The sequence below is a fragment of the Pseudomonas sp. WPR_5_2 genome (genome assembly GCF_003634475.1).
GTDB lineage: Bacteria > Pseudomonadota > Gammaproteobacteria > Pseudomonadales > Pseudomonadaceae > Aquipseudomonas > Aquipseudomonas izuensis.
Map to the genome: position 1 here is coordinate 150434 of NZ_RBLA01000008.1, position 14083 is coordinate 164516.

At 59.4% G+C, this 14083-nt stretch carries 8 protein-coding genes; 3 read left to right on the top strand and 5 right to left on the bottom strand.

Annotated features, from left to right (window positions below):
- Window positions 1-58: 58 nt before the first annotated feature.
- Window positions 59-769 carry a histidine phosphatase family protein gene (locus BJ917_RS26165; RefSeq protein ID WP_121105301.1) on the bottom strand — a complete coding sequence of 237 codons (711 nt, stop codon included), beginning with the start codon at window positions 767-769 and terminating at the stop codon, window positions 59-61.
- Window positions 770-970: 201 nt separating this feature from the next.
- Between BJ917_RS26165 and sohB the strand changes: the two genes are divergently transcribed.
- Window positions 971-1993: a protease SohB gene (gene sohB / locus BJ917_RS26170; RefSeq protein ID WP_096511980.1), complete on the top strand. Its 1023-nt coding sequence runs from the start codon at window positions 971-973 to the stop codon at window positions 1991-1993.
- Window positions 1994-2230: 237 nt separating this feature from the next.
- Complete coding sequence (locus BJ917_RS26175) at window positions 2231-6118, top strand: dermonecrotic toxin domain-containing protein (RefSeq protein WP_121105303.1); 3888 nt, start codon at window positions 2231-2233, stop codon at window positions 6116-6118.
- Between the two features lie 56 nt (window positions 6119-6174).
- Here BJ917_RS26175 and BJ917_RS26180 read toward each other — a convergent pair whose 3' ends face one another.
- Window positions 6175-6669 (bottom strand): DUF934 domain-containing protein, encoded by a 495-nt coding sequence (locus tag BJ917_RS26180; RefSeq protein ID WP_096511978.1) that lies wholly within the window; start codon window positions 6667-6669, stop codon window positions 6175-6177.
- Window positions 6653-8311, bottom strand: coding sequence for a nitrite/sulfite reductase (locus BJ917_RS26185; RefSeq protein WP_121105305.1), 1659 nt, complete (start codon window positions 8309-8311; stop codon window positions 6653-6655). The genes BJ917_RS26180 and BJ917_RS26185 overlap by 17 nt, the downstream gene beginning before the upstream one ends.
- A gap of 521 nt (window positions 8312-8832) precedes the next feature.
- Here BJ917_RS26185 and BJ917_RS26190 point away from each other — a divergent pair.
- A complete protein-coding gene (locus BJ917_RS26190) occupies window positions 8833-9930 on the top strand; it encodes an ABC transporter substrate-binding protein (protein ID WP_121105307.1) in 1098 nt (365 codons plus the stop codon).
- Here the strand turns inward: BJ917_RS26190 and BJ917_RS26195 are convergent.
- Both BJ917_RS26195 and metH read right to left on the bottom strand, forming a co-directional pair.
- Entirely contained in the window at window positions 9927-10145 is a 219-nt protein-coding gene (locus BJ917_RS26195) for a DUF2970 domain-containing protein (protein ID WP_096511975.1), read from the bottom strand. The two genes, BJ917_RS26190 and BJ917_RS26195, sit on opposite strands and share 4 nt — an antisense overlap.
- A gap of 195 nt (window positions 10146-10340) precedes the next feature.
- Window positions 10341-14051, bottom strand: a complete 3711-nt coding sequence (gene metH / locus BJ917_RS26200; protein WP_121105309.1) for a methionine synthase — start codon at window positions 14049-14051, stop codon at window positions 10341-10343.
- Window positions 14052-14083 lie beyond the last annotated feature (32 nt).

A 14083-nucleotide genomic window follows, 5' to 3' on the forward strand; every position in this document is an offset into this window, starting at 1 on the left:
CATTGGAGCAGAGTAATAAGAGCTGGGTGATTACAGCCAGGGTCACAATAGTCCGGACTCAGCGAAACGTGATGAGTTCCGGGGCCTTCAGCAGTTGCAGGTGCGCATGACTGTTGAAGGAAGCCAGGGCCACCTCGCGACCACGAAACTTCAGGTGGTTGAGCGAGGTGTTGACGATTTGCCAGTTCAATTCAAAGGCCTGCCGCGCAGGCATTTGCGTGATGAGGTGGAGCAGGGCGGTGATGGTGCCGCCGGAGGTGAACACCGCGATTTTCTGGGTGTTGTCGGCGCTTTCAAGGATTCTGTGCAGACCCGCCCGAACCCGCTCGACGAAGGCCAGCCAGCTTTCCAGTTCCGGGGTGTCGTAGGTGCCGGCCAGCCAGCGTTCGATGATCAGGGCGAAGATGCGCTGGAACTCGGCGCGGTTTTGCGCAGCGTTGCGCAGGATGTTCAAGGCTTCGGGTTCGTCCGGCAGCATGCCCGGCAACAGCGCGCGGATCACCGCGTCGGCATCGAACTCATTGAAGGCGGAATCGGTTTCCAGGATCGGTACCGGCAGGCCCATGGCGGCAAACTGTGCCAGCGCGCTGTTGGCCGTATGCTGCTGGCGACGCAGGTCGCCCGCCAGGCAGCGATCGAAGCTGATACCGAGTTCGGCCAGGTGTTGGCCGAGGATTTCCGCCTGGCGAATACCGATGGGCGACAGGACGTCATAGTCGTCTGCACCGAAGGAGGCCTGGCCATGTCGAATCAAATAGATGCTGCCCACGTCCGCGTCGTCCCGGTACGTTGAAGGTTTGGCGAGGTTATGAGGATGGCGGTGAGCTGTCAATGAAAAAACATACGCTTGTTTGAAATGTCCGTTACAGGCCCGTTTCCAGAGGTTTCACGGCTGGCCGCAAGGGCGGCGCATGGGTATGCTGGAGGTATCCCGCGCGCTTCCATACCGCGCATCGTTTAAGGAGTCCCTGTGGAGTTTTTGTCCGAGTACGCCGTTTTCCTGGCCAAGACCGTGACCCTGGTGATCGCCATTCTGGTGGTCCTGGCCAGTTTCGCGGCATTGCGCAGCAAAGGTCGACGCAAGTCCGCCGGCCAGTTGCAGGTCAGCAAGCTCAATGATTTCTACAAAGGGCTGCGCGAGCGCCTGGAGCAAACCTTGCTCGACAAGGACCAGCTCAAGGCCTTGCGCAAGTCCCAGGCTAAAACCGATAAAAAACAGAAGAAAAAGCCCGAGGCCAAGCCGCGGGTGTTCGTGCTGGATTTCGACGGCGACATCAAGGCCTCGGCCACTGAAAGCCTGCGTCACGAAATCACCGCGCTGCTGACCCTCGCCACGCCCAAGGATGAAGTCGTGTTGCGCCTGGAGAGCGGCGGCGGCATGGTGCACAGCTACGGCCTGGCATCCTCGCAACTGGCGCGCATCCGTCAGGCCGGCATTCCATTGACCGTATGCATCGACAAGGTCGCGGCCAGTGGCGGCTATATGATGGCGTGCATCGGCGAGAAGATCATCAGCGCCCCATTCGCGATCCTCGGTTCGATCGGGGTGGTGGCGCAATTGCCCAACGTCAATCGCCTGCTGAAGAAGCACGACATCGACTTCGAAGTGCTGACCGCCGGCGAGTACAAACGCACCCTGACGGTGTTTGGCGAAAACACCGAGAAGGGCCGCGAGAAGTTCCAGGAAGACCTGGATATCACTCACCAGCTGTTCAAGAACTTCGTTTCCCGCTATCGCCCTCAACTGGCCATCGATGAAGTGGCCACCGGCGAAATCTGGCTGGGTGTTGCCGCGCTGGACAAACAACTCGTGGACGAACTCAAGACCAGCGACGAATACCTGGCCGAACGCGCCAAACAGTCCGAGCTTTATCACTTGCACTATGCCGAACGCAAAAGCCTGCCGGAACGCATCGGCATGGCGGCCAGCGGGTCGGTCGACCGCGTATTGCTGAGCTGGTGGAGCCGACTGACCCAGCAACGCTTCTGGTAACCCGCCTGTAGGAGCGAGCTTGCTCGCGATGGACGTCAACGATACCGCTGGAGGCCTGGCATCCCGCGGTGCTCTCAGGATCATCGCGAGCAAGCTCGCTCCTACAGGGTATTCTGAGCATTCGCCGTTTCTATCCGGACACAGCGAATTTTCCTAAAATCGCTGTCGATCACTCCCACATTGCAGAGCGCTCAGATTGGTTAGGGTGAAGTCCCCCAATCTGCAACGGACTGCAAAATGTACGAACGATCAGACGACCATACCCCTCATCCGCGCCCCGCATCACCTCTGCCCATGCGCGACGAACTCAAATTCGCCGTGGAAGCCGCCTTACCGCAAACCCCGTCGCAATTCGGCGAACACCTGATCAAGGAGAAGTGGGGGCGAGATCTTGATCCGCAGACAGCGCAATTGGTCACGCTGCATTACGACTATTGGCTGCGTCCCGAGCCGGACGGCAGCCATCGCGGATGCGTGGCACGTTCGCGGTCGTTGGTGCAGGCGCTATTGTCCGATTACCAGACTGTTGGCGATGGCCGGTTTGGCGAAACGGCCTTCGGTTTGTACACGCCACCGGAGGTTGGTCCGACGGTGCGCCTGATGGAGGAGCCCGAACCGACTGACGACCACCGCACTTATGAAGGTATTTACCGGCGCTCGATCCCGCAAACCTATGGGCCACACACGCAAATCAACCTGCGGCCCGCCGATTTCAAACAATGGGTTTGGAAGCTGGATTTCAAGGACTTGTATCAGGCGTATGTCGACAAAACCTGGCCTTCTGACGAAAGACTCGCCGAGTCCAGTCCCTATTCCCTGAGAACCTCGACCAAAGCGGCTTTTGTCATGAGCGCCTGGCTGCAGCATCGTGAAAACTGCCTGTCTCTGCGTGGCTTGGAGCTCGCCATGCAGGCTGCTGCTTTGCCACCCGATCAGGCATGGGAATCGCTGACCCTGCAGCAAGTGCAAGCGCCGACGCGGATACCCTCAAGTGTCGAGGCCAGCCGTCTGAAGCTCTATCGTTACACCGCGAGGGATATCTGGTGCTACCGCGACCGGGCCAGCGGCAGGGTGTTGATGTACATCCCCGGTAACTCCTCACCGTTGCACGAGTTTTCCGATACCGAGCAGTTGCGTCGCTGGATCGTGGAGCAGGGCAAGGTGCTTGAAACAAAACAGGCATTGGCTGCGCACTTCGCCGATGAGGATCGTGTCGACGGAACGTTTCATGCGGGAGTTCTGACTGCACTGGACGGAATCGCGATGTATCCCAAGGCACATCGACTCACCCGAGAGGCCGGTTTTTTCAATGACGATGGTTACTGGGAGCCAGGCGAATACATCGGCTTGGACCTTGCGTCCGCAAAAACCGATCCCTTCGCGCAGCTGGTGTTGACGATGAAGCAGGCGGCCCAAGCGAGCGTCGCGACCATTCGCGATGATGCTCAAGTCAACCGTGCCAATCTGAGCGCCATCGTCGAGCCGATCGTCCAGTGGGTGAATCAATTCGGCCCATTGGCGCTTTTTGTACCGGGCGGCGAGGGGCTGCTGGCCCTGGCCGGGCTGATTGATGCCGGTTACGGCCTGGACCAGGCCATTAACGGTGAGTCGGCGCACGCGCGTTCCCAGGGCGTGACACGAACGGTATTCGGCTTGCTCAATGCGTTGCCTTTGGCTGCGGGTGTCGCCTCGTTGAGCGCCGAAGGGAAGGAGGTGGCCGCGCTGGCGAGGAATGTGGATGAGGAGGCTTCGGCCATGCCGAGGCCCGAATCTGCTGTGGCACCTTCGCGGCCGGTGCTGCCATTGCCGTCGCGCATCGACCTCCTGCGAGGCATCGGAGCCCCCGCCGGCACGTTCAGCGATGAGGTGCTGGCCCAGATCGGCAAAGTCAGCGCAGTCGATGATGACATGCTGCGCCTGATGCAGGCAGGGCGACCACCGACCCCGATGCTGGCGGACACGATCGAGCGGTTCAGGATCGATCAGGAAGTTGCTGCAATCGCTGATTCATTGCCTGCCCGCAGGGAAATGTTCAATCAGCGCTACCAGGTACTCCAGCAATCGGAGCACGAATGGGTGCGATTGTTTCAACGACAATATCCCGACCTGCCCAAGTCTGCCGTGGAGCAGATGCTCGACCGTTATGGCATCGATTTCAAGGCACCACCCGACGCCGTCGAAGCCAGGCGGCTGTTCAAACAATTGGACAGCAAGGCTCGCCAATACCAGCAGCATGTGCGCCTCAATCGTGCCTATGAGGGGCTTTATCTACATTCGACCACCAGTCCTGAGACGGGGACGCTGGCATTGCATTCGCTGAGAAAACTGCCCGGATGGCCCAAGACGCTACGAATCGAAGTGTATGACCTTTCGCCCATCGGCCGTGTGCTGGATCACAGCGGTCCGCTCGATGCGCCTGACTGTCGACGCCTGATCAAGGTTGATGATCGTTATCTGCCGTACAGCTTTTCACTCCAACCTTCAGCGGGCACGAGTTTTTATGAGGCTATTGTCGGTGTTCTGTCCGAGGAAGAACGTTCGGCCTTGCAGCTCTTGTCAAAGGAGCCCGCCGCTGAGCTCAAGCGCTCAATCAGCGATCATGCGTTGTCGCGTTCAGAGCTTGGCCTTGGGTTGGGCAGGATGGACTCAAGGTTGCCTTTCGAGGCGCAGGGGCTCAAGGGGGGAGGTTATCCAGGAACGCCTCAGGAAGCGGTTTTGACGCATGCCGTGATGAGATTACAGCTCAAGGATATTTACCCCGAGTTTTCCGACGATGAGGCCGATGCAATGTTGCAGCGGCTGGGAGGCGGGGCTCAGGCGTATATCGACCGGTCAAGTCTCGAGCTGCAGCAGCTGTTCGTGGATCTGGATGGCTGGCTTGACCGGGTGACGGATGATATCGACGACATGGATATCGGATTCCTGCAAATGGGTGATCCCGGCACGGAAGGGCTGACCCACCTGCAAATTGGAATGCTCAATGCGCAGCGATTGCAAGACACGATTGCCTATGAACGGGAAACCCGCGGCGAACTCGGTGACGAACTGGTTGCCATCTTTCAAAAACGGGCTCCTCAGCAAAACAGCCATTACTCAGGCAATCATGTCGACGGCTTTACGATGAATATGAGCCACGAAGACTTTCATCGACTCCCGGAGCTGAACGTGCGCTTCAACGATGTGGTCGAACTCAATCTTGAACATTTCCATTTGTTCGAACGCGAGACCCTGAATGGCTTTCTGGGGCGCTTTCCGAAACTGCGCAGCCTGAATCTGGAAGGCACTGACTTGCGATTGCCCAACAACAATGGGGAACTGGAGAGCTCATTGCCGTCCACGATTCCTCAGTTGCGGCATCTCGTTTCGTTGAATTTGAGTTCTACCGAGCTGAGGTTCCAGGAAAATACCGCAGCGCAACTAAGCCAACTGATTAATCTTCAGTCACTGGATTTAAGTGAAAACCCGTTGGGTGTGCCTCCCGTCGTATTGGGCATGGACCAGTTGCGCACGCTTAAGCTGAACGACACAAGAATCAGGAATTGCCCGGTCGGGATTATGGAACGGCCATACCTGACCACGCTGGATTTGCGTAACAACCAGATTAACCGTGTTCCGCAAGTTGTATTGAACCAGGCCATCGCCAGGGATCGAGTGCTGCTGTGGAACAATCCCCTGACCGACGAGGACACCTTGCAGCGGCTGGTCAGGCATCGGGAGCAAACCGGTATCAACCTGTGGCTGAGCAGTCCGGGAACTGGCTATTCAGATTCGGCCGCCTGGTTGCGCGGGCTGCCAGGAGCGCAGCAGGATGCCCACCTGCAAATCTGGCAGCGATTGGCGCTCAAACAATCCGGCATGAGATTTTTGGGGACGATCAATACACTGAGCCTTACCCCGGATTTCCTCGTGGGTTATCCAGCGCTTCAGTCACGGGTATGGCAGCTCTTGAGTGAGGCGGATGCCTCGGATCTGCTGTGGGAGCAATTGGTGCAGGTTGTTCCTCGGGCATTGGCAGCAGCGGACAATCCGTTTGTCGTGTTCAGGGCAATGGAGGACCGCGCGAGGCTTCACGCCAACTGGGTGGCGATGGGGCAACCGTTTGCGCTCGGGGAGCATCAGCCCTGAAAACAAAAAAGCCTGGCTCCGTTTTGGAGCCAGGCTTTTTCATTCAAGCGCAGACTTCAACGACGACGGAACAGCGGCAGCGGTTCGTCGGTGGCGGCCTGATAGGTCACCGAGAAGTCCTTGAGACCTTCCAGGGCTTCGTACGGGTCTTTGTCGGCGCGGATGGCAAATGCATCGAAACCGCAGCGGTGCATGTAGAACAACTGGTCGCGCAACACATCGCCAATCGCCCGCAGTTCGCCTTTGAACCCATAACGGTCACGCAGCAGGCGGGCATTGGAGTAGTTGCGGCCATCGGTGAAGGCCGGGAAGTTCAAGGCAATGACCTGGAAGCTTGCCACGTCTTCACCGATTTCTTCGGCTTCTTCATCGGCATCCAGCCACACGCCCAGGCCGCCGTCGCGGGCCAGAAGCATGCGGCTGTGTTCACGCCACAACTGCAACGGGACGATGTAGTCGTCGCAGTTGGTGATTTCGTCGATGTTGAAATCCTTGGGCAGCAGGTGCCAGGTTTCGTCGACGACTTCGTTGTTCTTAATGATTCGCTGCATAGACGCGTTCCTTGAAGAGGTCGATGCCAATACGCTGATAAGTGTCGATGAAGCGCTCGTCTTCGGTCCGTTGTTCAATGTACACGTCGATCAGTTTTTCGATCACGTCAGGCATATCGTCCTGTGCGAAGGAGGGCCCAAGGATCTTGCCCAGGCTGGCGTCACGGCTGGCGCTGCCACCGAGGGACACCTGGTAGAACTCTTCGCCTTTCTTGTCCACCCCGAGAATGCCGATGTGGCCGACGTGGTGGTGACCGCAGGCGTTCATGCAACCGGAGATGTTCAGGTCCAGTTCGCCGATGTCGAACAGGTAGTCCAGGTCGTCGAAGCGGCGCTGGATCGATTCGGCGATCGGGATCGACTTGGCGTTGGCCAGGGAGCAGAAATCGCCGCCCGGGCAGCAGATGATGTCGGTCAGCAGGCCGATGTTCGGCGTGGCGAAACCTTTCTCGCGCAACTCGCCCCATAGGGTGAACAGCTTGTCCTGCTCGACGTCGGCCAGGATGATGTTCTGCTCGTGGGAGGTGCGCAATTGGCCGAAGCTGTAGCGCTCGGCCAGATCGGCCACGGCGTCGAGCTGCTTGTCGGTGATATCGCCCGGTGCAACGCCGGTCGGCTTCAGCGACAGCGTCACCGCCACATAACCCGGCTTCTTGTGGGCCAGGGTATTGCGGGTACGCCAGCGGGCAAAGCCCGGGTGTTCCTTGTCGAGCTCGGCCAGTGCGGCGCTCTGGTTGTCCAGGGCCTTGTAGTCCGGATCGACGAAGTGTTTGGCGACGCGATGCACTTCGGCTTCGGTCAATGTGGTCTGGCCACCGCGCAGGTGCTCCATTTCCGCATCGACTTTCTGGGCGAAGACTTCAGGCGTCAGCGCCTTGACCAGAATCTTGATTCGCGCCTTGTACTTGTTGTCGCGACGACCGTAGCGGTTGTAAACCCGCAGGATGGCGTCGAGGTAGCTCAACAGGTCCTGCCATGGCAGGAATTCATTGATGAACGCACCCACCACCGGGGTACGGCCCAGGCCACCGCCGACCAGCACACGGAAACCCAGTTCGCCCGCGGCGTTGTGCACCGGCTCCAGGCCGATGTCGTGGACCTCGATGGCGGCACGGTCGGCGGTCGAACCGTTGACGGCGATCTTGAACTTGCGCGGCAGGTAGGCGAATTCCGGGTGGAAAGTCGTCCATTGACGAACGATCTCGCACCATGGGCGCGGGTCGATCAATTCGTCGGCGGCAACACCGGCGAACTGGTCGGTGGTGACGTTGCGCAGGCAGTTGCCGCTGGTCTGGATCGCGTGCATCTGCACAGTCGCCAGTTCAGCCAGGATGTCCGGGATGTCTTCCACGGTCGGCCAGTTGAACTGCACGTTCTGCCGGGTACTGATGTGGGCATAGCCCTTGTCGTAGTCACGGGCAATTTTCGCCATCATTCGCATCTGGCGCGAAGTCAGTTGGCCGTAAGGCACCGCCACCCGCAACATCGGTGCGAAGCGCTGGATATAAAGCCCGTTCTGCAGGCGCAGGGGGCGGAATTCTTCTTCGCTCAGCTCGCCTGCCAGATAGCGTCGGGTCTGATCACGGAACTGCTTGACGCGGTCCTCGATGATCCGCTGATCGTATTCGTCGTATACGTACATATAAGTCCTGTTCTCAGGCTTGGGTCGCTCGGATACAGCTGCGTTTTTGTGCTTGCCGCAGTCCAGGAGCCTCTGCAATTCTGCGCGCACGGCCGCGCACTCCCTACGGAGCCGGGGCAAGATACCAGTTTGCAGTTATGCGCAAAAGTGATGTTTCAATATATGTAAAGAACCAAATCGCCTAACGAGAATAGTTGTCGGCTAACCCACATTTGTCGTGCGGGCAATCATCGTCTTAACTCTGGTCGAGTCTTTCTGCAATCACCGATAAAACCGACAAGAGGCGATGCAATGAGCAACCCAACCAAAGCAAGGAAAAGCGATAGCACCGTCGATGCCTGGGCGATTCTGTTTCTGATTATCCTGGTCGTCGGCACAGCAGTATTTTGGGTCAGTCATCAATAAGCGACCCCGTCCGGGTCCCGTTCCGACGATTGTCGGACAAAAACCGGAATAAACGCCGTTTTGCGGGCGTTCGCTGGCTATAATGCGCGGCGAATTTCCGGGGGCTCGGACGACCAATGTTGAAGTTTCTGTGTGGCGTACTGCTGACGCTGGGTATGGTCATGTTCATGGTCATTGCACCTTGTGCTCAGGCCGCGTCGGTGCTGTTCCTCAATCCGGGAAACACCCGGGAAGCGTTCTGGGTCAGTTACTCGCAATTCATGCAGGCCGCCGCCAGGGACCTGGGCATGGAACTGCGCATCGAGTACTCCGACCGCAACTCTGAAATTACCCTCGCGCAGGCACGCGAAGCCCTGCAAGGGCCAAAGCGTCCCGACTACCTGGTATTCGTCAACGAGCAATATATCGCCCCCGAGATCCTGCGCCTGGCCCACGGCAGCGGGGTGAAGCTGTTTATCGTCAATAACGCCCTGACCCCGGACCAGATGCGCCTGCTCGGTGCCCGGCCCGACAAGTACCCCGATTGGGTGGGCAGCCTGGTGCCCAACGACGAGGAGGGCGGCTACCTGATGCTCAAGGAGCTGATCCGTCTGCACCCTCCGGTCGCTCCCGGTCAATCCATCGACCTGCTGGCCTTCTCCGGGCTGAAAATCACACCGTCCGCGCAGTTGCGTGAAAGGGGCATGCGCCGGGCGTTGGCCGAACATCCTGAAGTGCATCTGCGCCAATTGGTATACGGCGGCTGGACCCGGGAGCGCGCCTATGAACAGGCCAAGCTGTTGTTCAAGCGTTATCCGCAGACATCGCTGGTCTGGTCGGCCAATGACGAAATGGGCTTCGGTGTGATGCGCGCGTTCGAAGAGTCGGGCGGCAAACCCGGCAAGGATGCACTGTTCGGTACCATCAACAATTCACCGGCGGCATTGCACGCGTTGCTGGACAACCGCTTGAGCGTATTGCTGGGCGGGCATTTCAGCCTGGGTGGCTGGGCCATGGTGCAGTTGCACGACTACGATGAGGGCGTCGACATCAGCCAGTATGGCGGTCGTGACCGGCAGATTCCGTTGTTGCAGCTGATTGACCGGGCGCAAGCCAGGCAGCTGCTGGCGATGGGCGCCTCACAGGATTTCGGTGTGGATTTTCACAAGCTTTCCGCCAAGGGACGACCGACGTCCTATCGTTATCCGTTCAGCCTGCAAACCCTGATGCACTAAACCTTTGCCAGATGCACCACCAGTTGCACGATGCCGTAGAGCGTCAATGCAAACACTACCGTGAACAGGATTCCCAGAATCACGAAATGACTGGGCTTGCCGTGGGTGAAATCCCGCGCCCGGTTTTTCCCGCTCTGCACCCCGAACGCCGCGGCCATGACGCTGTGCAGCATCTGCCAGAAGGTCGGCGGCTTGTTGTCGGCTGGATCGTCCATAAACCCCTCGTCACCTGTGTGTGAAAAGTAAGCATAGTCAATCAACCCTGGGGCGACACAAAACCTGTGGGGGCGGGCTTGCCCGCGATAGCGGACTGGCAGTCACCAATAATGTTGACTGGAAAGGCCTCATCGCGGGCAAGCCCGCTCCCACAAGGATCTCTGCCAACCACAATATCGTGGCCGGGAGCTGTTTTAGTCGTCGTAACCCAGGTTCGGCGCCAGCCAGCGCTCGGTCACGCTCAACTCCTGGCCTTTGCGCGACGTGTAGCTCTGCACCTGGTCCTTGTCGATCTTGCCCACGGCGAAGTATTGCGCCTGCGGGTGAGCGAAGTACCAGCCGCTGACTGCCGCTGCCGGGAACATCGCATAGTGTTCGGTGAGGAACACGCCGCTACGGCCGGCACGCATTTCGGCGGCCTCGGGGTCGAGCAACGCAAACAGCGTGGCTTTCTCGGTGTGATCCGGGCACGCCGGGTAGCCCGGGGCAGGGCGGATACCGGTGTATTGCTCCTTGATCAGCGCCTCGTTGTCCAGGGTTTCATCCTTGGCGTAACCCCAGTGCTCTTTACGCACCTGCTGGTGCAGCCACTCGGCGCAGGCCTCGGCCAAACGGTCGGCCAGGGCCTTGACCATGATCGAGTTGTAGTCGTCGCCGGCGTCCTGGTAGGCCTTGGCCACTTCTTCGGCACCGATGCCGGCGGTGGTGATGAAGCCGCCCACGTAGTCGGTCAACTCGCTGTCCTTCGGCGCCACGAAGTCGGCCAGGGAGAAGTTCGGTTTGCCGTCGGTCTTGATGATCTGCTGACGCAGGTGATGCAGCTTGGCCAATGGCTTGCCGTCATCGCCATAGAGCTCGATGTCATCGTCGCGTACCTGATTGGCCGGCCAGAAGCCGAACACCGCACGGGCGCTGATCAGCTTTTCGTCGATCAGTTTGGCGAGCATTTCCTGGGCATCGGCGTACAACGCGGTGGCGGCTTCGCCGACCACTTCATCCTGGAGGATGCGTGGGAATTTGCCGGCCAGGTCCCAGGAGATAAAGAACGGCGTCCAGTCGATGTACTCGGCCAGCACCTTGAGGTCGATGTTATCCAGCACTCTGGAACCGGTGAACGTCGGTTTGACCGGCGTGTAGGTGCTCCAGTCGAACTGCGGTTTTTTCGCAATGGATGCGGCGTAGCTCAGGCGTTCGGTACGGGCACTGCGGTTGGCGGTGCGCTCGCGGACGTCGATGTATTCCTCGCGGGTCTTTTCGACGAAACCGGCTTTCAGTTCCTTGGACAACAACTGCGTGGCCACACCCACCGCGCGGGAGGCGTCGGTGACGTACACCACCGCATCGTTGCTGTACTTGGGCTCGATCTTCACCGCCGTGTGCGCCTTGGAGGTGGTGGCGCCACCGATCATCAACGGCAGATGGAAATCCTGGCGCTGCATTTCACGGGCAACATGGACCATTTCATCCAGCGACGGGGTGATCAGGCCGGACAGGCCAATGATGTCGCACTTCTCTTCCTTGGCCACCTGGAGGATTTTTTCCGCCGGCACCATCACGCCGAGGTCGACGATGTCGTAACCGTTACAACCCAGCACCACGCCGACGATGTTCTTGCCGATGTCGTGTACGTCGCCCTTGACCGTGGCCATGAGGATCTTGCCCTTGGCTTCCGGCTTGTCGCCTTTTTCCAGTTCGATGAACGGGATCAGGTGGGCCACGGCCTGCTTCATTACGCGGGCGGATTTCACCACCTGCGGCAGGAACATTTTGCCGGCGCCGAACAGGTCACCGACGATGTTCATGCCGGACATGAGCGGGCCTTCGATCACTTCGATCGGGCGGGCGAAGGACTGGCGGGATTCTTCGGTGTCTTCGACGATGTGCGTGGTGATGCCCTTGACCAGTGCATGCTCCAGACGCTTGTTGACGTCCCAGTTGCGCCATTCTTCGGTCTCGGCTTCCTTGACGCTGCCGTCGCCCTTGTACTTGTCGGCGATGGCGAGGAGGGCGTCGGTGCCTTCCGGGGTACGGTTGAGGATCACGTCCTCGACCGCGTCACGCAGCTCCACCGGAATCTGGTCGTAGATTTCCAGCTGACCGGCGTTGACGATACCCATGGTCAGGCCGGCGCGGATCGCGTACAGCAGGAATACCGAGTGGATTGCCTCGCGCACCGGGTTGTTGCCACGGAACGAGAACGACACGTTGGACACGCCGCCCGACGTAAGGGCATACGGCAGCTCGTCGCGGATGTAGGCACAGGCGTTGATGAAGTCCACGGCATAGTTGTTGTGTTCTTCGATACCGGTGGCCACCGCGAAGATGTTCGGGTCGAAGATGATGTCTTCCGGCGGGAAGCCGACTTCGTTGACCAGAATGTCGTACGAACGCTTGCAGATCTCTTTCTTGCGCGCTTCGGTGTCGGCCTGGCCGGCTTCGTCGAACGCCATCACCACCACGGCGGCGCCATAGCGCTTGCACAGCTTGGCGTGATGGATGAACTGCTCGACGCCTTCTTTCATGCTGATCGAGTTGACGATGCCCTTGCCCTGGATGCACTTGAGGCCGGCTTCGATCACTTCCCACTTCGAGGAGTCGATCATGATCGGTACGCGGGAGATGTCCGGTTCGCCGGCAATCAGATTGAGGAAGGTCACCATGGCCTTCTTCGAATCGAGCATCCCTTCGTCCATGTTGATGTCGATCACCTGGGCGCCGGCCTCGACCTGCTGCAGGGCGACTTCCAGGGCTTCGGTGTAGTTGTCCTCGCGGATCAGCCGGGCGAATTTGGCGGAACCGGTGATGTTGGTGCGCTCGCCGACGTTGACGAACAGCGAGTTGCGATCGATGGTGAACGGCTCCAGGCCCGAGAGGCGGCAAGCCTTGGGGATTTCCGGAATCTGGCGCGGCGCATAGCCGGCCACGGCCTTGGCGATGGCTTCGATGTGGCCCGGGGTGGTGCCGCAGCAGCCGCCGACGATGTTCAGGAAGCCGCTTTGGGCGAATTCTTCGATGACCTTGGCGGTCTGCGATGGCAGTTCGTCGTACTCGCCGAATTCGTTCGGCAGGCCGGCGTTCGGGTGCGCGGAAACGTGGGTGCCTGCCTTGTTCGACAACTCTTCCAGGTACGGGCGCAATTCGCTTGCACCGAGGGCGCAGTTCAGGCCGACCGAGATCGGTTTGGCGTGGGCCACGGAGTTCCAGAAGGCTTCGGTGGTCTGGCCGGACAGGGTACGGCCGGAGGCGTCGGTGATGGTGCCGGAAATCATGATCGGCAATTCGACGCCCAGTTCTTCATAGACGCCTTGCACGGCGAAGATTGCGGCCTTGGCGTTGAGGGTGTCGAAAATGGTTTCGATCAGGATCAGGTCGACGCCGCCTTCGATCAGGCCTTTGGTGGCCTCGGTGTAGTTTTCCACCAGCTCATCGAAGGTCACGTTGCGGTAGCCGGGGTTGTTCACGTCCGGGGACAGCGAGCAGGTACGGCTGGTCGGGCCGAGCACGCCGGCGACGAAGCGCGGCTTGTCCGGGTTCTCGAGGGTTTTCGCGTCGGCGACCTTGCGCGCCAGGCGGGCGCCTTCTACGTTCAGTTCGTAGGCCAGTGCTTCCATGCCGTAATCGGCCATGGAAATCCGGGTGGCGTTGAAGGTGTTGGTTTCCAGGATGTCGGCGCCGGCATCCAGGTAGGCCTTCTCGATGCCGCCAATCACATCCGGGCGGGTCAACACCAACAGGTCGTTGTTGCCTTTGACATCGCTCGGCCAGTCGGCGAAGCGTTTGCCCCGGTAGTCCTGCTCTTCGAGCTTGTAGCTCTGGATCATCGTGCCCATGCCGCCATCGAGAATCAGGATGCGCTCTTTGAGGGCGTGCTTGAGAGCTTGAAGGCGGACGCTGCGATCGGACATTGGGACTACTCGAAAAGACCATGACGAAGGGC